Origin of the sequence: Empedobacter tilapiae, from assembly GCF_004785645.1 — a bacterium.
Taxonomy (GTDB): Bacteria; Bacteroidota; Bacteroidia; order Flavobacteriales; family Weeksellaceae; genus Empedobacter; species Empedobacter tilapiae.
This window is the reverse complement of sequence record NZ_SRPE01000005.1, coordinates 172,893-195,839: the sequence shown is the minus strand read 5'-3', so window position 1 is coordinate 195,839 and position 22,947 is coordinate 172,893. Positions and strand designations below refer to the sequence as shown.

32 protein-coding genes, 4 tRNA genes and 1 pseudogene are annotated in these 22,947 nt (G+C 31.9%); 19 read left to right on the top strand and 18 right to left on the bottom strand.

The window, feature by feature from the left end; all coding sequences use genetic code 11:
- Positions 1–138: 138 nt before the first annotated feature.
- From E4J94_RS08440 to tssD, 17 genes and pseudogenes are all read right to left on the bottom strand, one after another.
- Entirely contained in the window at positions 139–411 is a 273-nt protein-coding gene (locus E4J94_RS08440; RefSeq protein ID WP_135835380.1) for a hypothetical protein, read from the bottom strand.
- Positions 383–922, bottom strand: a complete 540-nt coding sequence (locus tag E4J94_RS08435; RefSeq protein WP_135835379.1) for a hypothetical protein — start codon at positions 920–922, stop codon at positions 383–385. Before E4J94_RS08435 ends, E4J94_RS08440 begins: the two co-directional genes overlap by 29 nt.
- Positions 923–1,028: 106 nt before the next feature.
- Positions 1,029–1,295 (bottom strand): Tox-REase-5 domain-containing protein, encoded by a 267-nt coding sequence (locus E4J94_RS08430; protein ID WP_135835378.1) that lies wholly within the window; start codon positions 1,293–1,295, stop codon positions 1,029–1,031.
- A 259-nt stretch (positions 1,296–1,554) separates the two neighbouring features.
- A pseudogene (locus E4J94_RS17835) lies at positions 1,555–1,650 on the bottom strand (glutamyl-tRNA amidotransferase); the annotation flags it as partial.
- A gap of 44 nt (positions 1,651–1,694) precedes the next feature.
- Entirely contained in the window at positions 1,695–1,859 is a 165-nt protein-coding gene (locus tag E4J94_RS17830; protein WP_246034285.1) for a GAD-like domain-containing protein, read from the bottom strand.
- Between the two features lie 2 nt (positions 1,860–1,861).
- Positions 1,862–2,329, bottom strand: a complete 468-nt coding sequence (locus E4J94_RS08420) for a DUF6630 family protein (protein ID WP_135835377.1) — start codon at positions 2,327–2,329, stop codon at positions 1,862–1,864.
- A 5-nt stretch (positions 2,330–2,334) separates the two neighbouring features.
- Complete coding sequence (locus E4J94_RS08415; protein ID WP_135835376.1) at positions 2,335–3,039, bottom strand: PoNe immunity protein domain-containing protein; 705 nt, start codon at positions 3,037–3,039, stop codon at positions 2,335–2,337.
- A gap of 127 nt (positions 3,040–3,166) precedes the next feature.
- Positions 3,167–3,508, bottom strand: a complete 342-nt coding sequence (locus tag E4J94_RS17825) for a T6SS immunity protein Tdi1 domain-containing protein (protein WP_246034284.1) — start codon at positions 3,506–3,508, stop codon at positions 3,167–3,169.
- Positions 3,509–3,661: 153 nt separating this feature from the next.
- Positions 3,662–3,787: a hypothetical protein gene (locus tag E4J94_RS17905; RefSeq protein ID WP_262710471.1), complete on the bottom strand. Its 126-nt coding sequence runs from the start codon at positions 3,785–3,787 to the stop codon at positions 3,662–3,664.
- A 10-nt stretch (positions 3,788–3,797) separates the two neighbouring features.
- Complete coding sequence (locus E4J94_RS08405) at positions 3,798–4,013, bottom strand: polymorphic toxin type 15 domain-containing protein (RefSeq protein ID WP_135835375.1); 216 nt, start codon at positions 4,011–4,013, stop codon at positions 3,798–3,800.
- 72 nt (positions 4,014–4,085) lie between these two features.
- Positions 4,086–4,694, bottom strand: coding sequence for a GAD-like domain-containing protein (locus tag E4J94_RS08400; RefSeq protein WP_135835374.1), 609 nt, complete (start codon positions 4,692–4,694; stop codon positions 4,086–4,088).
- Between the two features lie 19 nt (positions 4,695–4,713).
- A complete protein-coding gene (locus E4J94_RS08395) occupies positions 4,714–6,318 on the bottom strand; it encodes a polymorphic toxin type 15 domain-containing protein (RefSeq protein WP_135835373.1) in 1,605 nt (534 codons plus the stop codon).
- A gap of 18 nt (positions 6,319–6,336) precedes the next feature.
- Positions 6,337–6,603 (bottom strand): hypothetical protein, encoded by a 267-nt coding sequence (locus E4J94_RS08390; protein ID WP_135835372.1) that lies wholly within the window; start codon positions 6,601–6,603, stop codon positions 6,337–6,339.
- On the bottom strand, positions 6,584–7,159 hold the full coding sequence (locus E4J94_RS08385; protein WP_135835371.1) for a hypothetical protein: 576 nt from the start codon (positions 7,157–7,159) through the stop codon (positions 6,584–6,586). The genes E4J94_RS08390 and E4J94_RS08385 overlap by 20 nt, the downstream gene beginning before the upstream one ends.
- Positions 7,144–7,428 (bottom strand): hypothetical protein, encoded by a 285-nt coding sequence (locus E4J94_RS08380; RefSeq protein WP_135835370.1) that lies wholly within the window; start codon positions 7,426–7,428, stop codon positions 7,144–7,146. Before E4J94_RS08380 ends, E4J94_RS08385 begins: the two co-directional genes overlap by 16 nt.
- Before the next feature lie 2 nt (positions 7,429–7,430).
- A complete protein-coding gene (locus E4J94_RS08375) occupies positions 7,431–9,545 on the bottom strand; it encodes a type VI secretion system Vgr family protein (protein WP_135835369.1) in 2,115 nt (704 codons plus the stop codon).
- A 176-nt stretch (positions 9,546–9,721) separates the two neighbouring features.
- Positions 9,722–10,129, bottom strand: a complete 408-nt coding sequence (tssD, locus tag E4J94_RS08370; RefSeq protein WP_135835368.1) for a type VI secretion system tube protein TssD — start codon at positions 10,127–10,129, stop codon at positions 9,722–9,724.
- Positions 10,130–10,448: 319 nt separating this feature from the next.
- Between tssD and E4J94_RS08365 the strand changes: the two genes are divergently transcribed.
- The 4 genes from E4J94_RS08365 to E4J94_RS17585 all read left to right on the top strand — a co-directional run bounded on the left by E4J94_RS08365 (position 10,449) and on the right by E4J94_RS17585 (position 14,090).
- On the top strand, positions 10,449–11,162 hold the full coding sequence (locus tag E4J94_RS08365) for a DUF1003 domain-containing protein (protein WP_135835367.1): 714 nt from the start codon (positions 10,449–10,451) through the stop codon (positions 11,160–11,162).
- Between the two features lie 110 nt (positions 11,163–11,272).
- The gene (gene pruA / locus E4J94_RS08360) at positions 11,273–12,901 is read left to right on the top strand and encodes an L-glutamate gamma-semialdehyde dehydrogenase (RefSeq protein ID WP_135835366.1); all 1,629 of its coding nucleotides are present in this window, start codon (positions 11,273–11,275) and stop codon (positions 12,899–12,901) included.
- Between the two features lie 58 nt (positions 12,902–12,959).
- Entirely contained in the window at positions 12,960–13,889 is a 930-nt protein-coding gene (locus E4J94_RS08355) for a cation diffusion facilitator family transporter (protein ID WP_135835365.1), read from the top strand.
- A 24-nt stretch (positions 13,890–13,913) separates the two neighbouring features.
- Positions 13,914–14,090: a hypothetical protein gene (locus E4J94_RS17585; protein WP_168801846.1), complete on the top strand. Its 177-nt coding sequence runs from the start codon at positions 13,914–13,916 to the stop codon at positions 14,088–14,090.
- Positions 14,091–14,358: 268 nt separating this feature from the next.
- On the opposite strand, the gene E4J94_RS08350 is transcribed toward E4J94_RS17585, so the two are convergent.
- A complete protein-coding gene (locus E4J94_RS08350; RefSeq protein WP_168801845.1) occupies positions 14,359–15,003 on the bottom strand; it encodes an OmpW/AlkL family protein in 645 nt (214 codons plus the stop codon).
- 233 nt (positions 15,004–15,236) lie between these two features.
- Between E4J94_RS08350 and E4J94_RS08345 the strand changes: the two genes are divergently transcribed.
- The 15 genes from E4J94_RS08345 to rplL all read left to right on the top strand — a co-directional run bounded on the left by E4J94_RS08345 (position 15,237) and on the right by rplL (position 22,848).
- Positions 15,237–16,379, top strand: coding sequence for an acyl-CoA dehydrogenase family protein (locus E4J94_RS08345; protein WP_135835363.1), 1,143 nt, complete (start codon positions 15,237–15,239; stop codon positions 16,377–16,379).
- Between the two features lie 68 nt (positions 16,380–16,447).
- Positions 16,448–16,642, top strand: coding sequence for a 30S ribosomal protein S21 (gene rpsU / locus E4J94_RS08340; RefSeq protein WP_038331168.1), 195 nt, complete (start codon positions 16,448–16,450; stop codon positions 16,640–16,642).
- Positions 16,643–16,723: 81 nt separating this feature from the next.
- Positions 16,724–17,623, top strand: a complete 900-nt coding sequence (locus E4J94_RS08335) for a tyrosine-type recombinase/integrase (RefSeq protein ID WP_135835362.1) — start codon at positions 16,724–16,726, stop codon at positions 17,621–17,623.
- A gap of 2 nt (positions 17,624–17,625) precedes the next feature.
- Positions 17,626–17,925, top strand: a complete 300-nt coding sequence (gene hpf / locus E4J94_RS08330) for a ribosome hibernation-promoting factor, HPF/YfiA family (RefSeq protein WP_135835361.1) — start codon at positions 17,626–17,628, stop codon at positions 17,923–17,925.
- Positions 17,926–18,055: 130 nt separating this feature from the next.
- Positions 18,056–18,129: transfer RNA gene (locus E4J94_RS08325), tRNA-Thr, on the top strand.
- Between the two features lie 31 nt (positions 18,130–18,160).
- A tRNA-Tyr gene (locus E4J94_RS08320) sits at positions 18,161–18,242 on the top strand.
- 73 nt (positions 18,243–18,315) lie between these two features.
- A tRNA-Gly gene (locus E4J94_RS08315) sits at positions 18,316–18,388 on the top strand.
- A gap of 183 nt (positions 18,389–18,571) precedes the next feature.
- Positions 18,572–19,759, top strand: a complete 1,188-nt coding sequence (tuf, locus tag E4J94_RS08310; protein ID WP_135835360.1) for an elongation factor Tu — start codon at positions 18,572–18,574, stop codon at positions 19,757–19,759.
- Between the two features lie 64 nt (positions 19,760–19,823).
- Positions 19,824–19,894 (top strand) — tRNA-Trp (locus E4J94_RS08305).
- Positions 19,895–19,909: 15 nt separating this feature from the next.
- Entirely contained in the window at positions 19,910–20,098 is a 189-nt protein-coding gene (secE, locus tag E4J94_RS08300; RefSeq protein WP_038331172.1) for a preprotein translocase subunit SecE, read from the top strand.
- Positions 20,099–20,130: 32 nt separating this feature from the next.
- Positions 20,131–20,679: a transcription termination/antitermination protein NusG gene (gene nusG / locus E4J94_RS08295; protein WP_038331068.1), complete on the top strand. Its 549-nt coding sequence runs from the start codon at positions 20,131–20,133 to the stop codon at positions 20,677–20,679.
- Between the two features lie 69 nt (positions 20,680–20,748).
- Positions 20,749–21,189, top strand: a complete 441-nt coding sequence (gene rplK, locus E4J94_RS08290; RefSeq protein WP_038331069.1) for a 50S ribosomal protein L11 — start codon at positions 20,749–20,751, stop codon at positions 21,187–21,189.
- Positions 21,190–21,206: 17 nt separating this feature from the next.
- Positions 21,207–21,902: a 50S ribosomal protein L1 gene (gene rplA, locus E4J94_RS08285; RefSeq protein ID WP_038331070.1), complete on the top strand. Its 696-nt coding sequence runs from the start codon at positions 21,207–21,209 to the stop codon at positions 21,900–21,902.
- A gap of 18 nt (positions 21,903–21,920) precedes the next feature.
- Positions 21,921–22,433, top strand: coding sequence for a 50S ribosomal protein L10 (rplJ, locus tag E4J94_RS08280; protein ID WP_052217500.1), 513 nt, complete (start codon positions 21,921–21,923; stop codon positions 22,431–22,433).
- A 46-nt stretch (positions 22,434–22,479) separates the two neighbouring features.
- Positions 22,480–22,848, top strand: coding sequence for a 50S ribosomal protein L7/L12 (gene rplL / locus E4J94_RS08275; RefSeq protein WP_019974307.1), 369 nt, complete (start codon positions 22,480–22,482; stop codon positions 22,846–22,848).
- The last annotated feature ends 99 nt before the right edge of the window (positions 22,849–22,947 follow it).

Below are 22,947 nucleotides of genomic sequence, written 5' to 3'. Positions count from 1 at the left end.
TAGTTCTAACAATATTTTTTAGTTCTAACAATATTTTTTTACAAATGGAAATATATTCCTTAGCAGTCATTGCTTTTATATTTGATATACGACTTGTTATTTCTATTTTTGAATAGAATATCCTAAATAATCTTATAATTATGTATGATAATTTAAAACATCAATACCTAAAACATCAATACCTAAAACATCAATACCTAAAACATCTCTTATCTCTAATGCCTTATTAATATTTTCTTGAGTAAGGTTCATTTTTTCATCTAGGCATATAACTGTACCATGAACAAGCTCAGATACATTTAAGGTATTTGGAAGACTTTCTTTCTTTATTTTATCTTTAAAATAAGTTATATATCCAATCCATAAATTTTGTCCACTAATTTTAACTTTCCTTTTTCCTTCTAAATTCATTAGAAATAACTACAGCATATAACAGATCATTTGTTTGTTCTATAACTTTTAATAAGTTAATAAATACCTCTTTTGTAGCCATATTTAAAAAAGTATCAGAAAATTCAATATTAATTAATGCAGTTTGATTTTTTTCAAAAGCTCCTTGAACAATGCTTATAGAAATCTCGCTTTCTTCATTTTTTGGATTTGATTTGAAATATATTAATGTACTAAAACCAATCCAACTTCGTGAATCAATTCTCAATTCTTTATCATTTGAATCAAAATTTTTGAATACATCTTCTTTTTTATTAAAAATTAATATTTTATCTAAATTATGCTCATTAAAATCTGATAAACTATTCTGAAAAGAATATAGTTTATTACTTTCATCATCCCAAGAAGCTATTGTAGTCTCTTTAGGAAGTATTTCTTTTATACTAATTAAAATATTTCTACAGTAATTTATAAATTCTTTAGCAGTCATTTCTTGAGATTTTAGGCGACTAATTATTTTTACTTTATCCATTATAGTAAATTTTATTTTGGTACAACTTTTATATTAATATCAATATTAGCATCATCAAATAAATCTATTAATTCATCTGCTTTAGCTTGTGTTGGAACATGCCATTTTAATTTAGAGCCTGTTTCTTTTGCAATATCAGCATGTTTTTAGCTGAATCTAACATTTGTTGTCTTCTACGTTTAGCCCAGTCACTATCTCCTTTAGGTGGCCATTTATCCCAATCTTTTGAATCTTGTAATGTGTTAGTATTTGGGTCATAACCATCAAATTTCTTTTCGCCACTTTTCATTTTCTTGGTCTTTACAACATACTCTGTATCATCAGGTGCTCCTGTTGTTTTTTTCTGATATTCTGCACCTTTTTTTGTGAATATCTATTTTCCCATGTCTCTGGACCTCCATCGCTTTCTCCAATTTTGTAAGATGGTTTTTTATCTGGAAATTCTTTCGCTAATTTCTCAGCAAGTTCTTTCGCCTCTTTTTCCGCTAGTTCCTCTGCAGCATCTTTAGTTACACCTTCGTAATATCAGCTGCGTCATCAGCCAAAGATTCTATTAATTCTTTTGCAGCTTTTTTTTGCAGTTAACTTTTAAATCTTAAATAAAAAAACCGCCAATTGTGGCGGTTGAATATCTATTCCAAATCAATAATTTTTCCTACCGATTGTCCAATTATTTCTATATACGCTTTTGTATCTACAACTTGTAGATTTTTATTTGATGCTTTACCTCCTAAAGATAATGCAGGTACATAACCGTAACATTGACCATATTCTAGTTGAGGTAATTTATTTCATAGATTCCAAACCCCATTGTTTCCCATATTTTTATTAAGTATTCTGGTAAAACATTTTTATACTTATTCATTATTTCTAATGAAACATCGCTATATTTTATATAACTATTTAAGTTTCTTTCTTCAAAGGTTTTATTAGACATTTTTAATATTTAGAAATTTGATTATCTAAATCCAGTAGTTTTTTTTCATTAGTATTATTCGTCATTGTTGTGACATAACTATCGCTATCGATATCAAAATTAAAAATTTGGCAGCTCGTTCCTTTGATTAGAGTATTTATTCGAGGAAAAAATTCTTCAGCTTCCAACTCATACAAATCTGAATCATCTTGAAAATCGAAATTTACGCTCCAATTCAATAATAATTCTGTAACTCCATATTTTGTTGTATCATAATTTTCTTTCCAATCAATCTCAAAAGCATAACCATAGGAAATTAATAAATCTACTAATGCAAGCCACAGAAAGTCATGAGATAAGTCAATACATCTATCATTATTTTCTAAATAGAGAGTAGGATTTTCTTTAATTTTTTCTAATTGTTTTATTAATGATTCTCTTTCACTATATCGGGTAACTACCATATTGATAATTTCAATATATTTTTCCATAAAAATTAATTTTTAAAATGTACTAAATCATAAGGATAATATTGTTGGTCTTTCAAAATAGAATCATCTAAACCTAAAATTTTCACTAATGCACCACTTTCAAAACTCCAATAACCGAAAAAGATTTCATTTTTGTTTTTGTCATTATCATACCAATATGTAGAAGTGAATTTTTTGTACCAATTTTTATCCAAGTATTCTTTTAAACTTTGAATATCTTTAGTCGCAAATAATTCCTTTAAAAATTCAAAAGCTTTCGGGTAGAGTTCATTTTGATTAATTTTTCTACTTTTAAATTTATGTGCTATCAAGATATCAAAAATATAATCTTCCTGCTTATTAGTGTCTAAGACTTTCACTATTCTTTCGAAATTTTCGTCATCAATATCTAGTAATATTGCTAAAGATAACATCCAAAGCATTAGTATGTAATCATCTAAAGAAATATTTGAATTTGAATTTTCCCAGTCACCTGCCAGATGTTTAATAGTATTGTTAAATTCATTTTGTATTTCATCAATTAAACATCCACTTGAATACATTGCAATAACAGTATGTAAACTTGTTGTAAAAATTTGTCTTTTAACTGCCCAAATTCTATCTTTTGGAGTAGTTCCATCTTCTAAACCTTCTACATAGAATTTAATATCATCTTTGTTTAATTCAATGTAGTTTTTGAAATATTCAATATCTTTAATATTTGTTCTCATTATTATATTATTTATTAAGGCCAATTTCCTTTTTTACCTCTAATTACATATCCATATTTTTCAGTTTTTTTGTAGTTAACTTTTAAATCTTTTAAATAAAAAAAACCGCCAATTGGCGGTTGAATATCTATTCTAAGTTAATAATCTTTCCTACCGATTGTCCAATAAGATTTATATAGGATTTAGTATCTACTATTTGTAGATTCTTATATGATTTTTTTCCTCCTAATGCAGGTATAGGAATGTATCCGTAACACTGTCCAAACTCTAGTGGAGGTAAAACTGACTTAATCTTTTGATAATTTTTAGATTTGTATTCTTTTACATTATATTCATAATCTTCATGATTTTCGTCAACATTTATATTAAAATCCATTCCTAACCAAAAATCTGGATCAGTCCCTCCAACAACAACATCATCACAATCGTTAACAAAAACAACATTGATATGATTACCTTGTCCTCCCAATCCATTACCCTCCTATGTAATTAAATCACCAAGAGCAGTAACAGCTATAACAATTACTGGATCATTAATTGTGTCTATATAGTCAAAAACAAAACTATATTCATCAGGATTTACAAATTGAACAAAACCATGTTCATAAATTCCAAAACCATTTCATCTCCATATTTCTAAAATTGGCTCTGGTAATAAATTTGTGTATTTTTCGATTAATTCTTTAGGAACATCAGAACTTTTTATATAATCTTTATTTCTTTCAAAAAATAACTCTATGTATTTCATTTGTTTTATTTTATAGTTTAACATTCATCATTAAATCGTCAGGTATATTACTATTAGGCGGAATTTTTATTCCTCTTTCTTTTAATTGTTGTTTTAATTGTTTCTCCACATTATCTGATATTTTAGAATTTTTCCATTGACTACCTAATGATGAGTTTACTTTACCATCTCCCATACGAACTACTTTAGCAATATCACCAGCGTCATCAGCTAAAGATTCTATCAATTCTTTTCCAGCTTTTTTTGCAGTTAACCTTTAAATTTTAAATAAAAAAACCGCCAATTGGCGGTTGAATATCTATTCCAAATCAATAATCTTTCCTACAGACTGTCCAATTATTTCTATATATGCTTTTGTATCTACTATTTGTAGATTTTTATTTGATGCTTTACCACCTAAAGATAATGCGGGTACATAACCATAACATTGACCATATTCTAGTTGAGGTAATTTATTTTGAATATCTATAAAAGGTTTAGAATCAAAAAAATCTTTGTCAACAATACCATACTCATCTCCTAAAAGTCTATTTAAAACAAAATCTATTTCACCTATTACACGACTTTTACATTTTCTTACATCAATTTGTTTTACTCTATCGCCTTCATCTGGCGAAATTGTCCAATTTTCATTACCTTCCCATAGTAATATATCTCCAAGTGCTGTCACTCCAAATACAATAGAAGGTTCTAAAAGTTTATCAATATAGTCAAATACAAACTCATATTCTTCTGGATTTACTAACTGAAGAAATCCATCTTCATAGATTCCAAACCCCATTGTTTCCCATATTTTTATTAAGTATTCTGGTAAAACATTTTTATACTTATTTATTATTTCTAATGAAACATCGCTATATTTTGTATAACTATTTAAGTTTCTTTCTTCAAAGGTTTTATTAGACATTTTATATAAATTTTAATTTTTAAAATAAATCAACGTTCATCATTTCATCATCAGGAATATCACTAATCTTTTTAGGAGGAATCCCATATTCTTTTTTTAATTGATCCTCAATTGATTTTGCTCTTCCTTTATCCCATTGACTTCCAATTGATGAATTCACTCTACCATCTCCCATTCCTGTTATCTGATCAACCTTACCTCCAGCTACACCATCTGGATTATGTAATGCTGCTTGCCCGTCCATAGATTTTTTAGCAGCTTCTTTTGCTTCTGAAAGAGATTTATTATGAGGAGGATTCATAAATTCATTTGTTCTTTTAGCTAATTCTTGTTGTCTGTAATTATCCCTTGCCTCTTTAGCTTTTTTAGAATAATCTTTTTTATTTCTATTAGCAAAATCATTTCTATTTTGAAGCCAATCTTTAGCTTTCATATTATTTATTGCGTCTTGTTGATCTTTCAATTGTCGCTTAAATTCCGCTTCTAAGTTTACATCGCCCGCATGTTTACTACTAATTTTAAAAGGAGGATTCGGTTTACTAGTATTCCTTGTTACCACCCTCGCAATATCAGCTGCGTCATCAACTAAAGATTCTATTAACTCTTTTCCAGCTTTTTTTACACCAGCTTCCAAGGCTTCTTTACCTGCTTTTTCAACTCCTTCTTCTATCGTTTCTTTTACAGCTTTTTCTACAGCAACTTCGGCAACCTCTTTTACAGCAACTTTTCCTGCAGATAGAGCAGTAGAAGCTCCTCCAGAATAAACTGCTGCAACAGCATCAGGAATAAATTCGCCAACTGTATTTCCTATTTTTCGAGGATTTTTAGTTACCCAATCTGCGGCATCTTTAGTTCCTTCTACAGCTGCTTCACCTGCTTTTTTCCAGTTTTCTCCATCACTTGCCCAATCCCAAGCTCCATTAGCAGCATTTTCCCAATTCTCACCTTTACTTGCCCATTCAGTAGCAGTTTTTGCTCCATTCCAAGCTGCAGATGCACCATCACTTATCATACCACCGAGAGCTTCTGTAGTTCCTACTGGATCTTGAGCAACTTGGTAAATAGTTTCGCCTAAACCTACAACTCCATTTACAGCTCCTTCTACCAATCCAGTTCCTAGATCTTCAAACCAATCTTTAACCCCTGTTACGGGTTTCATCCAATCTGGTAAAAAATCATCTCTTTTTTTTCTATTCTCTTCTGTTTTCTCTTCCAGCCAATCAAATCCTTCTTTTATATATTCAGAAGGCATTTTTCCTTCGCCTACACCAAAGCCAACAGCAGAAGGTCTATCAAAGAAAATTTTAATCTCTCCTCCAAATATACAATTGTTGTGGGAATCTTCTAAGATTAAACGACTTCCATTTATTTTTACTCCATCTTTTGGGTTTTGCCATGGTGTAACAACTCCTGGTATACATGTAGCACCTGTGGATGCAATTTTTGCTGGACATGTACAAAAACCCATTGGTTTGATATTAAAAAATGGTATAAAGTCTAACTCAGAAGCCATTGGAACATTGTAAATCGTTGTCCGTTGGTTATTACTTACTCTTAATGTACAAGGACTTGTTCCTTTATTACAGGCGAGGTAAACGCCTTCTGGTACATATTTTTTAGGCATAGTAGTAGTTTTTGGTGGTTAAGATTGATCAGTTAAAACAATTTTTCTTTTTTTTCTGAAATGATTTTCGAGTTGACTTAAATTAGTTTTCGATTCTAGAATCACCTTATCAGTTACTTTTAAAATTTCAGACAGTTTGCAGTCATTAATTTCTTGTACAAAAATATCATCTGCTATTATTTGCCATGTTTGATTGGACTCCGCAATTTTAATTGCATCCAAATCGTTAAAAAGCAGATAATAACGATCACTCTGAAAAACTAAATCAATTAATTGAAAGGTCATGTGGAATAGCTTTTAAAATATTTTTTTCTTCTCGGTACAATGTTCCAGGTATTTGAACTAAACTCATACACATACTTTGTTCAGACCACGGCCATTCTTCTAAAAGATAACGCTCGATATAATTTAATTCTACAAGTGTTGGTACACGTGGTCTGTTTTTCAGTATACGAATCATATTGGTTACTTTATCTTGTTCAAACTTATTTTCATCAATTACTCCCTTTACATCAATTTGATAGCGTCCATTTTCTAAATCTTTAATCGATTCATTTGTAGTAACTGGAATATTTTTAGTTGCTATAAAGTTGGGTATTTCTCTGTAACCTTTTACAGCTTCATTTTTCTTAAAATCTTTGGTATGTATACCAGGAAATAACAATTGATATGGCATGGCGTAACGTAAAGCATGTGCTAATTGTTCTCCGTTTTGTAACAATTCATCTATACCTTTTATAAAAATGGCTTTGTATTTTTCGTCTTTATGCACTTTAATAACTTTGGGTTTTATTTCTATCCATTTTTCTTGAATTTCTTCTAAATTTAGAATTTCACCCAATTGCCCATTTTCATTAAGTGTACAGATAATGCAATGCGTTCTCTCAACTCGTGTAAATCTCCTATCCATTGATAAGTACCTTCTGAATTAGATTGCTTGTATAAAGGCATTTCTACTCTGAAAATTGGGTGATCCTCCTTCATTTTTAAAAGTGTTACTTTTAACTCAGCTTCAACATAATTTTCATTTCTTAATCCTTGAAACTGGTAACGTTCTTCTCTTAAAAAAGTATAATGACGATATTCCCCTTCGTTTTCTAATAAATTCATACTTAACCTTTATTTATTTCTACATCAGCACCTTTTATATTTGTAGGGCCAGAAGAAGAAGAATTTATTTTTGTAGCATTAATATTGATATCAGCGTCTACTTTAATTCCAGGATTAGCATTTGCTTTTCCAACTTCTGTAGTTGTTTTGCCTATTACTTTCACATTTAATCCTTCTATGGTGATATCACCTCCCATAGTTAATGTTATAGAACTTTCCCCTGTTTTAATTGTAATATTTGTATCACACTCAAGAGTAATGTTACCTCCAGCATCCATAGATAGCATTGAGTTTACGCCGCTACCTTCTTTTCCTCCAACATTAATTACATTCGTACTTCCAGCATTGATTGTATTATTAGCCCCCGCATTCACGGTATGATTAGTATTTGCGTTAGTAGTCGCATTACCACCACCATCAAATTTCATATTTGCTCCACCTTTATCTGTTAGGAAAACCGAACCTTCACCGTCATTCAATTCTAGTTTATTCCCACTACGGCTACTTAAGCTTTTGATATTATTCATTTGTCCACCACCAGCGCCAACTTTTCCGTGGAACATACCGCCTAATACAAAAGGTCTGTCTGGATGATGATGTTGAAAACCAACCATCACTTGATCACCAACTTCTGGAATTGCCATAAATCCTCTGTTAGTACTTACCTTATCGCTTGCCCCTGCATCAGGAGTCATTACGCGAATAAATTCAGATTTTTCATATCCTTTTTGCCAATCAAATTGAATTTGGACTCTTCCTTGATTCTTAGGATCTGAATTAGAGGTTACTTTTGCAACTTGAATTTCGGCTCGAGGCATTCTGAATTTCGGTCTTGGTAAAAAACCAGTATTGGCTGCAATAGCTTCGAAAGTACCTTTATAATAACCACGTGCATCTACTTCGTGTGAAGTTTCAGTAATCATTAACTTAGTAAAATATGATGTTTTATTACTGTCGGTTTTTCTCATTTCAATATCTGCAATACATCCAGGATATAGGAATTGGATTGTAGTTGTTCCAGAAGTCACAAAAACATCTACAGCTTTACTTCCAGCAGTTCCTTTTTGAGAAGTAGTAATATCTGTAAAATTTTTAGCTTTGATAGGAGCTACTCTCAAAGAAGGCGTTTTAAAAGTCTGTTCGGAAATAAAATAAGCGCGTTTTGCTATATCAGAAGTGTGTTTAATTTGAGAATCTCCAGTAGTCAATTTTTCATTTTTACTACTGTTATATCCATAAAAAGAAGGATTGGTATGCAGCGCACGCATGTTGATTTTAATATCATTTACGTTACTTCCATAGGTTAAAGTGATAGGCTGTTGAGGTGGAGGAAGCTCTCCAAAATGTAATACTTCTCCATCATAAAAAAATTGTTCTCCATAAGCTTCAGCCATTCTAGCTAAATAATTATAATGTGTTTCTTCATATTGAGCAGAGTAACTAATGTTACCATATCTAGACGCTACTCGATAATCAAATTTACTTTTACTAATACCTTGTTTGATAACCTGATCAGCGATACTATTTAAACTTATTGAATCAGTTCCTCCAAAACTTTGAGTATGTGGAGCAGCGTCTAGTAAAATAGTAGGACTATAACCAGTTAATAGAATATTACCTAAACTTCCTTGTTCTTGTACAAAACCAACTTCAGTAATAACACCAACAAATACTCGCTCTGGGCTATCTTCTACATCGCTATATCGAAAAATAACAGTCAATTTTTTTCCTAAAAAAGATTGAGCATTTTCTAAACGATAATTTTCAGATTTGCCAAGAACATCGTGTGCTAATTCTAAAGTAAATTCATGATGTTTTTTCGCGCTTTGAATTAATTTGAAATGTTTAAAGAAATTGATTATTTGACCATCAATAATTAAACTAAGTTTTACAATACGATTAATTCCTACTATATCATGATCTGGAATTTTTTTAGCATTATAAATTTTTGAAGTTGGTTGATTCGCCCATAAATCCCTATCTACATAAGTTTTTGAATTAGGAATAATAGGATTATTCAGAAACATTTTAGAATAATCTTGCTTACTATTAGCTTGTAGAAGTTTACTTTCAGATTTTTTAGTATCTGTTTTTGAAGGTTTATCATTTTGAAACATAGTAATAGAGTTTAGGTATTGATTTTAAATTATGAAATGATTCAAGATTAAATTTTCCAAAAAGAATTATTTTAAAATAAAAAACTCTTGATGCAGCCTTCGCATCGCACCAAGAGTTTCAAAATTTCATAAGTAGTTAGTTTGGTAAAACTTGTAATAGAGTGTAGATTGAAAAATTATCTAGCTGTTGGCCAAACTCCGTCGTAAGCAGCTGTTCCGTAATCGATTTTTTCAGCACTTACCACAAAAGTGATCAGCATATTATTATCATTTAAAGCGTCAAAATCCAATTCGTGTTGAATAACGTATCCATTTTCCCATTTCAAATTAACTAAAACACCTTCTTCATGTGCTTTATTAAATGTAATATCACCTACTGTTGGCTTGTATTTTCCATTCAATAAGCTCTCTAAAATTGTAGAACTTTCTGTTGCTTCTATTGTTACTTTTATCAAAGCATTAGAAGGATCTGATGCAACTCGCCCAGAAACATCTGTTGTACGAGATACTTGATAATTTAATTTAATGATTTTTTGGTCTTCTCCTCCGTTAAATTTTAAGACTCCTCTTGAATTGTTTGCCATTGTGGTAAAGTTTAAGATTGATATTTATTTTAATTATTTTCTATGGCTAAATTAGAACTTCATTTTTTAACGACTCATTTTTAACTATTTATAATCGAATATGTAGTAATTTTACGATACTTGTATAACATAGTAGGTCTTTAATAAAAAGACTTAACATTTGTTTAAGATTTTTTATACACTAATTCTACACTGTTTTAAACTTCATTATATTAGAAAAAATAAAAGTGGAATGTTTTTTTAATATATCTTAAGAGGAAAATTATTTATATATAATAAAATATGGAGTGTTTTTTGAAAAGAATTTCGAAAAAATGTTATGAAATGTTTTGTTACACAGAAAACGATTAATCAATATGAAGCTGTTAAGGGAAAAGAAATTCAACAAGAAATTTATAAGTTGATTCAACAAGATTTTCCAACTATAACAACAGAGGATTATATTTCGATAAAGATTTTGAATAAATATCGTCGACAATTTTTTGCGAATTTAATTTCTCAAGAGAAAGGTGAAATGGAAAAATTGGATCAAGATGTAATTGAAGCAATTCGTGATAATTCAATTCTTTCCGAAAATATCAAAGAAGATACGACGAAACCATTGACAACAGGTGATAGAATAGCGGATAAAGTAGCTTCTTTTGGAGGGAGTTGGACTTTTATTATCTCGTTTTTTATCTTTTTACTAGCTTGGATGTTTCTTAATTTTTGGATGTTAAAGAACAAAGGATTTGATCCTTATCCGTTTATTTTATTGAATCTTATTTTGTCTTGTTTAGCAGCTATACAAGCACCAATTATTATGATGAGTCAAAATCGTCAAGAGGATAAAGATCGTGATAGAGCTGAGCATGATTATAAAATTAATTTGAAAGCAGAATTAGAAATTAAACTATTAAGCGAAAAAATAGATCATTTATTGGTTCATCAGAATAAAAAATTGTTAGAAATTCAAGAAATGCAAATTCAATATTTGGAAAATATCGAGAAACAAATCATTCATACAAAAGATAAAAAAGAGGATAATGAATAGTTTGATTAAATTCTGTATTAAAAACCTTACTTAATAATTCAAACTAAAACATTTCCATTTATTTTTCTTAAATTTGAACTTTGAAAAGTATAACAAACAAAATAATCAAAATGTCAAAATCATTTGCTCAAATTCCTCAAGCTGTTAACGAAGAGGTAAAATCATATGCTCCTGGTACGCCAGAGCGTGCGCAATTATTAGACGCATATAAAAAAATGTTTAACGAGGTTACTGAAGTACCTCAATACATTGGTTCGGAAGAAGTTTTTAGTGGAAATAAAAAAGAAATTCGTCCTCCACATGATCATCAAAAAGTTGTAGGTTATTACCATGCAGGAACTCAAGAAGATGTTGTAAAAGCAATTGATGCAGCTTTAGCTGCAAAAGAAGCTTGGGTTGCTATGCCATGGGAAGATAGAGCGGCTATTTTCTTAAAAGCTGCAGATTTATTAGCTGGTCCTTATCGTGCAAAAATTAATGCAGCGACAATGATTGGTCAATCTAAAAATGCAATGCAAGCAGAAATTGATTCAGCTTGTGAGTTGATTGATTTTTTGCGTTTCAACGTACAATATATGACAGAAATTTATGCAGATCAACCAATTTCTTCTCCAGGAATTTGGAATCGTGTAGATTATCGTCCATTAGAAGGATTTACGTTTGCAATAACTCCATTTAACTTTACTGCAATTGCAGGTAACTTACCGTCTTGTATGGCTTTAATGGGGAATGTTGTAGTTTGGAAACCTTCAGATAAACAGACTTTAGCTGCTAAAGTGACAATGGAAGTTTTCAAAAAAGCTGGTTTACCTGATGGTGTAATCAATATGATTTTAACAGGAGGAGCAGATACTGCTAAAACTGTCTTAGAGCATAAAGATTTCGCAGGTTTACACTTTACAGGTTCTACAAATGTTTTCAATACATTATGGAAACAAATTGGTGACAATATAGATAAATATAGAACTTATCCTCGTATCGTAGGAGAAACAGGAGGTAAAGACTTTGTAATGGTTCATAAATCAGCTTGTCCAACAGAAGTTGCTGTAGGATTAGTTCGTGGAGCATTCGAATACCAAGGTCAAAAATGTTCTGCTGCTTCTCGCGCTTATATTCCATCTAACTTATGGAACGAAGTTGAGAAACAAATGAAAGAAATGTTAGCAACTGTTACATTAGGATCTCCAGAGGATTTCTCTAATTTTATGACAGCTGTTATCGATAAAAATTCTTTCGAAAAATCAAAAGCATATATCGATCGTGCGCAAGCATCTTCAGAAGCTGAAATTGTAATCGGAGGTACTTATGATGATTCAGTTGGATACTTTGTTCAACCAACAGTTATCAAAGCCACGAATCCTAAATATGAATCAATGGTAGAGGAAATCTTTGGACCAATCTTATCTATTTATGTTTATGATGAAAATGAATTTGAAGCAACCTTAAAATTAGTTGACGAAACTTCTGCTTATGCATTAACAGGATCAATCTTCGCGAAAGATCGAGCTGCTGTAGAATTAGCTGCTAAAGCATTGAAAAATGCTTGTGGAAATTTCTATATTAATGATAAACCAACAGGTGCAGTTGTAGGACAACAACCATTTGGTGGAGCGCGTGCTTCTGGTACAAATGATAAAGCAGGTTCTGCAATGAACTTGTTACGTTGGACTTCTGTTCAAACAATCAAAGAAACATTTGTTCCTGCAAAAGATTACAAATACCCATTCTTAGAAAAATAATATTTTCGAGATATAAAATTAGAATAAGCCTTACATTTGTAGGGCTTATTTTTTTGGTATGAATGATAATTCGGAAAAAGCAATCAAAGCTTCTATTTTTAGTATAGTAGGAAATGCATCACTAGCTGGAATTAAGTTTTTAGCTGGTTATTTTGGAAATTCTTACGCACTTATTGCGGATGCAATCGAATCTTCGGCAGATGTTTTTTCTTCTATATTTGTTTTCTTTGGTCTGAAATATTCGGCTCGCCCAGCAGATGAAAATCATCCTTACGGACACGGAAAAGCAGAGGCGTTAATCACATTTTTAGTGGTTACTTTTCTTATTGTTTCTGCGATTATTATCGCAAAAGAAAGTATTACAAATATTATTACGCCTCATCATCAACCCAAACCATTTACATTGTTGGTTCTTGGAGGAATTATTTTGTTTAAAGAATTGTCGTTTCAATATGTGATGCGAAAAAGTGTTGAGACCAACAGTTCTTCTTTAAAAGCGGATGCTTGGCATCATCGTTCGGATGCAATTACATCATTAATGGCGTTTATCGGAATTTCGATTTCGTTGGTAATGGGACCAGGTTGGGAAGCTGCGGATGATGTAGCCGCACTTTTTGCATCAGCATTTATTTTATACAATGCGTACAAAATTCTTCGTCCTGCATTAGGAGAAATTATGGATGAACAATTGTATGAAGATGAAATAGAAGAAATAAGAGAAATAGCTTCCCATGTTCCAGGTGTTATGGCAACAGAAAAATGTAATGTCCGTAAAAGTGGAATGAATTATTATGTAGATTTACATGCAATTGTAGATGGTTCTATTTCGGTGGTGGAAGGACATAAAATTAGTCATGATTTGAAAGATGCTGTACAAGCCGAAATGCCACAAGTAAAAGATGTTTTAGTGCATATAGAACCTACTTTTGTTTCAGTTAGGGAGTATTTTAGAACGAATCATATCGAAGATAAAAGAGTGGAAGAGTAGCGAGTTATTTAGAAATAAGATATTATGGGATCGACTTTGACTTCAGAAGAATTATATAAAGTTTTAAAGGATATATTTCCAGCTCAAAATGATTTTTATGAAATAGATTATAAAGAGGAATTGGAAGAATTATTTCTTTTTGGAATTAATACTAAGTTTCTTTTAGAAGATCTTTTGAAAAGCACTTTGAAGAAATTATGATATTGATTCGGAAGAATTAGATGAGTTTCATATTAAATCTTATATTTCTGAATTTGGAGAAGATTATGTTTTGGATAAAGTGAAAAACAAATATTGGTTTGCATTTTCTGCATTATTAAGAATCGGATTAAAATTAGAGTTTGAAGAAAAGTATATTAATTACGCAAATAAAAGAGACGGCATTTAAAATAAAAAAAGAGAAGTAAAATTTTACTTCTCTTTTCTTGATTAAAAAATCATAATAATAATATATATAAAAGGTCGATTCTTAGAATAGTTTGAAACCAATACCTGTACTAATTAGCCAAGGATTAAGGTCTACATCAGCAGGAACATATACTTGCTTATCCAAAGCAGCTCCCACAGTTACATCGGTATTAAGATATAATTTCTTAACATCTACATTCCAATAAAGCTTATCGTTGATTTTGTAATCAAACCCCAATTGAAATCCGAAACCTACGTTGTTTTTATAATCTACGCTTGTAACAGCTGCGTTTCTACCTTTTCCTTTGCCTTCATCATAAAAAATAGTATAATTAATACCAACCCCTGCATAAGGTTTAAGGTTTTTAGTAGGATATAAATGATATTGAACGTTTAAAGTAGGAGGTAATAACATAACTCTTCCTAAATCTAAGTTTCCTAAAGCAGTATTTACAGCAACAACCTCATGTTTAGATGTTCCTAAAATTAATTCAGCTGCAAGATTTTTAGTAATATAGTACGTAAAATCAATTTCAGGAATAAGATTATTTGTTACTGCTACATTTCCGCCAATAGCTTCAATTTTAGCATCTTCCATAGGAACAACACCAGTAGCTCTTACGCGCATGTGTAATTCTCCTGCTTCTTGACCAAACGAAATTATTGATGTGAAGATTGCTCCTAGTAATATAAGTCCTTTTTTCATATATGCTTGTTTTTTATTTCTAACACAAAATTCAGACAAATTTATCCGAATTAAAATGCTAAAAATCATCCTTGAAAATGATTTTAAACATTTGTTTTTTTTGAATCTTTTTTTAACTTAAAACCGCTGATAGTCAATTATTTTTAATGAATAAAAATAATCGTAAAAGAAAAACTTCTCACTTAGTAGAATTTTATTAATTTTGAGGCAAAGTCATAATAAAACTCAAAAAAATGAATTTTTTAGAAAACGAAAACTTATCATTGATAGCACAATCTGCGAGAGATTTTGCAAAACAATACATTCAACCTAATATTATGGAATGGGATGAAGCGCAAACTTTTCCCGTAGAAATTTTCAAAGAATTAGGAAAAATGGGATTCATGGGAATCGTAGTTCCAGAAGAATATGGTGGAAGCGGTTTGTCATATGATGAATATGTATCAATTGTAGACGAAATTTCGCAAGTTGATCCTTCTATTGGTTTGTCTGTAGCGGCACATAATTCACTTTGTACAAATCATATTTTAGAATTTGGTAACGAAGAACAAAAACAGCGTTGGTTACCAAAATTAGCAACAGCAGAATGGATTGGTGCTTGGGGATTAACAGAGCATAACACAGGATCTGATGCGGGAGGAATGTCTACAACAGCTGTAAAAGATGGTGATGAATGGATAATTAATGGAGCAAAAAACTTTATTACACATGCAATTTCTGGTGATGTTGCGGTTGTGATGACAAGAACAGGAGAGAAGGGAGCAAAAAATAACGCGACAGCTTTTGTAATAGAAAAGGGAACGCCAGGTTTTTCATCGGGTAAAAAAGAAAATAAATTAGGAATGCGTGCTTCGGAAACAGCAGAGTTAATCTTTGATAATGTACGTGTTTCGGATGCAAATCGTTTAGGAAATGTTGGTGATGGTTTCAAACAAGCGCTTAAGGTTTTAGATGGTGGTCGTATCTCGATTGCTGCTTTATCTTTAGGAATTGCGAAAGGAGCATACAAAGCAGCATTGAAATATGCACAGGAGCGTCATCAATTTGGAACTGCAATTGCAAATTTCCAAGCAATTAACTTCAAATTGGCTGAAATGATTACAGAAATCGAAGCTTCAGAATTATTAATTCGTAAAGCGTCTTATTTAAAAAATCATAAAAAACCAATGACGACAGAAGGTGCAATGGCAAAATATTATGCATCGGAAGCGTGTGTTAAAATCTCGAATGAAGCGGTTCAAATATTTGGTGGATACGGATATACAAAAGATTTTCCAGTTGAGAAATTCTACCGTGATTCTAAGTTGTGTACAATCGGTGAAGGAACAACGGAGATCCAAAAATTAGTGATTGGAAGAAATATTTTGAAAGATTAATACAAAACGATTTGTTTAATTACTAAAGAGTTGTATATTTGCCATCTCAAAAAGAAATAGATAAAATTATGTTGATTATACCAGTAAAAGACGGAGAGTCAATCGAAAGAGCTCTAAAAAAATACAAAAGAAAATTTGATAAAACAGGTGTTGTACGTCAGTTAAGAGCGCGTCAACAATTTACAAAACCTTCTGTTACAAACAGAATTAAGATGAGTAGAGCAATCTACAAACAAGCCTTAATTGAAAAGGAGGAAGCATAAAATGCTGTTTTAAACAATATAAAGAATTAATTTCTATTGACCTATTTATTAAAGTTGTAACTTTGATGAATAGGTTTTTTTATGGAATTTATTCAACTATTCTTAGATTATTTAGCGCTTGAGAAAAACTATTCTACGCTAACAATCACCAGCTACAAAAGAGATTTGGACGATTTTGTTGAGTTTTATCAACAAGAAGAAAATTCGTCCGAAATACAACTTGCAACAAAAAATCATATTCGTGCATTTGTGATGTATTTGTCAGAATTAGAAAAATCTGAGAAAACTGTTAATCGAAAATTAAGTGCATTACGTACATTTTATAAATATCTGATTAAAGAAAATCATCTTACGATTAATCCAATTGAACAAATTCATTCGCTTAAACAAAATAAACAAGTTTTAGTACCTTTTACAGAAACAGAATTGAATGATTTGTTGAATAATGACGATTTTTTTCCAGATACATTCGAAGGTTTACGCGATCGATTAATGATTGATGTAATGTATCAAACAGGAATCCGTCGTGCCGAATTGATTGGTTTGAAAGAAAATGATATCGATCCTAATACACTTTCTATAAAAGTTCTTGGAAAAAGAAATAAAGAACGTGTAATTCCTATTTCTACCTTTCTGTTAGAGGATTTAGTGAATTATAATACCAAAAAACATAACGAAATTACCTTACAATGTACAAATGTTTTTGTAACAGAAAAAGGAAAACCTTTGTACGATAATCTTGTTTATTCGAAAGTAAAATACTATCTTAGTCTTATAAGTGTAAAACATAAAAAAAGTCCTCATATGTTGAGGCATTCATTTGCGACCCATATGTTAGATTCCGGAGCAGATCTGAATGCAGTAAAAGATATCTTAGGGCATTCAAGTTTGTCATCGACTCAAATCTATACACATGGAAGTATAGAAAATTTAAAAAAAGTGTTTAACAAAGCTCACCCACGTGAGAACAAAAAAGAGTAATTATGACAATTAACTTTCAAGCAGTAAACTTCAATACTAAACCAGGTTTAGAGGAGTATTTAGAGAAAAAATTAGAGAAATTAGAAACTTTGTCAGACAAAATCATTGCAGCGAACGTTTCATTAAAACTAGAGAATACTGCAGAAAAAAATAACAAAACAGTTGATATTAAATTAGAGGTGCCAGGAGATGATATCGTTGTAAGTAAAACAGGACAGTCTTTTGAAGAATGTATTGATTTGTCGGTAGATACATTGAAAAAATTAATTATCAGAAAAAAAGAAAAAATTAGCGATAGATAAAAATTCAAGAATTGACTAAAAAAAAAACGTAAAAATTTGGTTAATTCAAAAAACAACGTAAATTTGCAGTCCGTTAAAGAAACATATTTAACGGACTGTTCTTTTAAATAAGTCTTTATTAAAACAAAATGCCGATGTAGCTCAGCTGGCTAGAGCAGCTGATTTGTAATCAGCAGGTCGTGGGTTCGAGTCCCTCTATCGGCTCTAAGTTTTTAAAAGAATAAAAAGATAAGGCGGGGAGATACTCAAGCGGCCAACGAGGACGGACTGTAAATCCGTTGGTTTCACCTTCGCAGGTTCGAATCCTGCTCTCCCCACAAACTTAATTTTTAATTTTTTTTGTGGTTTAGGATTTAATCTTTAAATTTGCAAAGCTTTTTAGAAGTAAATGCGGGAATAGCTCAATTGGTAGAGCGTCAGCCTTCCAAGCTGAATGTTGCGGGTTCGAGTCCCGTTTCCCGCTCAAATTCTGGTTCGCCAGTAAAGTTAATCTTTTAAGTAGTTGTTGAAACTCATTTAAACCAAGGTTAACGCGAGTCAAAAATAAATATCTTTATATAAATCAAGAAGTGTAATTTTGCACTTAAAATAATTTAAAGTTATTTTTTTAATTTAAGTATAACAATAGAAATTAATAAAAAGTAAAATGGCAAAGGAAACTTTCAACCGTAATAAGCCGCACTTAAATATTGGTACTATTGGTCACGTTGACCACGGTAAAACAACTTTGACTGCAGCGATTACTAAAGTATTAGCTGATGCTGGTTATTCAGAAGCAAAAGCTTTCGATCAAATCGATAATGCTCCAGAAGAAAAAGAGCGTGGTATTACAATTAATACATCTCACGTTGAGTATGAAACTGCTAACCGTCACTACGCACACGTTGACTGTCCAGGTCACGCGGATTACGTAAAGAACATGGTTACAGGAGCTGCACAAATGGATGGTGGTATCTTAGTAGTAGCTGCTACTGATGGTCCAATGCCTCAAACTCGTGAGCACATCTTATTATGTCGCCAAGTAAACGTTCCTCGTATCGTTGTTTTCTTAAACAAAGTTGATATGGTTGATGATGCTGAGTTATTAGAGTTAGTAGAAATGGAAGTAAGAGATTTATTATCTTCTTACGAATATGACGGAGATAACACTCCAGTTATCCAAGGATCTGCTTTAGGTGCATTAAACGGTGAGCCTCAATGGGTTGAAACTGTATTAAACTTAATGAACAATGTTGATGAGTGGATTGAGCAACCAGTTCGTGATGCTGATAAACCATTCTTAATGCCAGTAGAGGATGTATTCTCTATTACAGGTCGTGGTACTGTTGCAACAGGACGTATCGAGGCTGGTGTAATTAACTCTGGTGAAGCAGTTGATATCGTAGGTATGGGAGAGGAAAAATTAACTTCTACTGTAACAGGTGTTGAGATGTTCCGTAAGATTTTAGATAGAGGTGAAGCTGGTGATAACGTAGGTTTATTATTACGTGGTATCGAGAAAACTGAAATCCGTCGTGGTATGGTTATCGCGAAACAAGGATCTGTTAAACCACACAAAAAATTCAAAGCTGAGGTTTATATCTTAACTAAAGAAGAAGGTGGTCGTCACACTCCATTCCACAACCGTTACCGTCCACAGTTCTACGTACGTACAACTGACGTAACAGGGGAAATCAATTTACCAGAAGGAGTTGAGATGGTTTTACCAGGAGATAACTTAACTATTACAGTTGAATTATTACAACCAATCGCATTAAACGAAGGTTTACGTTTCGCAATCCGTGAAGGTGGACGTACAGTTGGTGCTGGTCAGGTAACTGAAATTTTAGACTAAATTATAGTCAAAATATAATACAGAAGATGTGGTAATCTTCAATGATTACCACTCTTTTTATTCTACGGGCATAGTTCAATGGTAGAATAGCGGTCTCCAAAACCGTTGATCAGGGTTCGAATCCTTGTGCCCGTGCTAAATGAAAACGATATGAAAGTCGTACAATATTTTAAAGATTCCTTTGTAGAATTTAAAGATCATGTAACATGGCCATCATTCTCAGATCTACAAAGAGACACAATTATTGTTGCAATAGCTACAGTTTTGTTAGCTATATTTTTATATGCGGTAGATACATTATTCACACAAGTGCTTAACTTTATCTATGGCGCTTTTTAGTTTGTAAAATATCCCGTTTAGTAATTAGAATCATGAGTGAAAAGAAATGGTATGTAATCAAGACTGTGGCTGGACAAGAGCTAAAAGTTAAGGATTATATTGAAAGAGAAATTCAGTACCAAAATTTGAATGATTATGTAGGACAAATTGTTGTTCCTATGGAAAAAGTGATTCAAATCCGTAACGGTAAAAAATATCAAAAGGAAAAAGTACACTTTCCTGGTTACATCATGATAGAAGCTGAACTTGTAGGGGAAATTCCTCACATGGTAAAGAATACATCGGGTGTAATTAGCTTTTTGAGTGCAACGAAAGGAGGTGATCCTGTACCAATGAGACAATCGGAAGTTAACCGAATGTTAGGTAAAGTTGACGAATTGGCAGAAAACATCGATACAAATTTAGGAATATCTTACATCGTAGGAGAAACGGTAAAAGTAATCGACGGACCATTCAATGGCTTCAACGGAACCGTTGAGAAAATCATTGAAGATAAACGTAAACTTGAAGTGATGGTTTTAATCTTCGGACGTAAAACACCACTAGAGTTAAGTTTTAACCAAGTTGAAAAGATTGCATAATCTATCAACAAATTAAAAGTAGAAATTTAGGCTGCTTCCACATAACGCTTAATTTTAAGAATTAAAAAAATGGCAAAAAAAATTGAAAAAGTTGTAAAACTTCAAGTTAAAGGAGGACAAGCAAATCCTTCGCCACCAGTAGGTCCAGCTTTAGGTGCTGCAGGTGTTAACATCATGGAGTTTTGTAAACAATTTAATGGACGTACACAAGAAAAACAAGGTGCAGTGTTACCAGTTGTTATTACTGTGTATCAAGACAAATCATTTGATTTCGTAATTAAAACTCCACCAGCTGCTATTCAGTTAATGGAAGCTGCGAAATTGAAAAAAGCATCAGGTGTACCAAACCGTCAAAAAGTTGGTACTGTTACTTGGGATCAAGTTAGAGCTATTGCTGAAGACAAATTAGCGGACATGAACTGTTTTACTGTTGAATCTGCTATGAAAATGGTTGCTGGAACTGCACGTTCTATGGGTATAACTGTAAAAGGTGGGCAAGCTCCAGAATAATTAAAACATTTTAGGAAATGGCAAAGTTAACAAAAAGACAAAAAGAGGTATTAGCTAAAGTAGAAAAAAACAAACTTTACTCTATTGATGAAGCATCATCATTGGTAAAGGAAGTTAACTACGCTAAGTTTGATGCTTCTGTAGATATAGCAGTTCGTTTAGGTGTAGATCCTAAGAAAGCTAACCAAATGGTTCGTGGTGTAGTTTCATTACCACACGGAACAGGTAAAGATGTAAAAGTATTAGCATTAGTTACTCCAGATAAAGAAGCAGAAGCTAAAGCAGCAGGTGCAGACTATGTAGGATTAGACGAATACTTACAAAAAATTAAAGAAGGTTGGACAGATGTTGACGTTATCGTTACTATGCCAGCAGTTATGGGTAAATTAGGACCATTAGGACGTGTTTTAGGACCTCGTGGATTAATGCCTAACCCAAAATCAGGTACTGTAACTTTAGAAGTTGGTAAAGCCGTTTCTGAAGTAAAAGCAGGTAAAATCGACTTCAAAGTAGACCGTTACGGAATCATCCACGCTGCAGTTGGTAAAGTATCTTTCGATGCTGATAAAATTAAAGAAAATGCGAATGAATTAATTCAAACTTTAATTAAATTAAAACCAACAGCTGCTAAAGGAACATATGTAAAAAGCATCACGCTTTCTACAACTCAATCTGTAGGTGTATCAGTAGATCCAAAAAGTGTAAACGCTTAAAATTAGTAGATTATGGCAATGACAAAACAAGATAAAGCAAATATGATAGATGAATTGCAAGCTGTATTAGCAGAAGCAAAAATCATCTACTTAGCAGATATCGACGGATTAAACGCTGTTAATACTACTGAATTAAGAAGAGCTTGCTACAAAAGCAATGTATCTTTACGCGTAGTAAAAAACACTTTATTAAAGAAAGCTATGGAGCAAATCGAAGACAAAAACTTCGAAGAGCTTTACGGATCTTTAAAAGGAAATACAGCATTAATGACTGCTGAAGTTGGTAACGCACCAGCTAAAGTAATCGATACTTTCAGAAAAAAATCTGAAAAACCTATTTTAAAAGGAGCTTGGATTGAAGATAATACATTCGTAGGTGATGACAAATTACCACAATTAGTAGCATTGAAATCTCGCGAAGAATTAATCGCAGATATCATCATGTTACTTCAATCTCCAATCAAAACTGTTGTTTCTCAATTAGAGAACAAAGACGCTGCAAAAGCAGAAGAAGGAGCTTCAGAAGAATAAGACACACTCATATCAAATAAAAGTTTAAAAAACAAAAAGCATTAAAATGGCAGATTTAAAAAAATTAGCTGAAGAGTTAGTAAACTTAACAGTTTTAGAAGTTAATGAATTATCTACAATCTTAAAAGATGAGTACGGAATCGAACCAGCTGCTGCTGCTGTAGTTGTTGCTGCAGGTGGAGCAGGTGAAGCTGCTGAAGAGCAATCAGAATTCGACGTAATCTTAAAAGAAGCAGGTGCATCTAAATTAGCAGTTGTTAAATTAGTTAAAGAATTAACTGGTAAAGGATTAAAAGAAGCTAAAGATTTAGTAGATTCAACTCCAGCAACAGTTAAAGAAGCAGTTTCTAAAGACGAAGCTGAAGCTTTAAAGAAACAGCTAGAAGAAGCTGGTGCAGTAGTAGAATTGAAGTAATTTTTATTACTCAAAAATATAGGTTTGGACCTAACACAGGACGTGTTAGGTCTAAACCTTTTTACGCATAAAGTCATTATATAAACCAAAATTCATTCG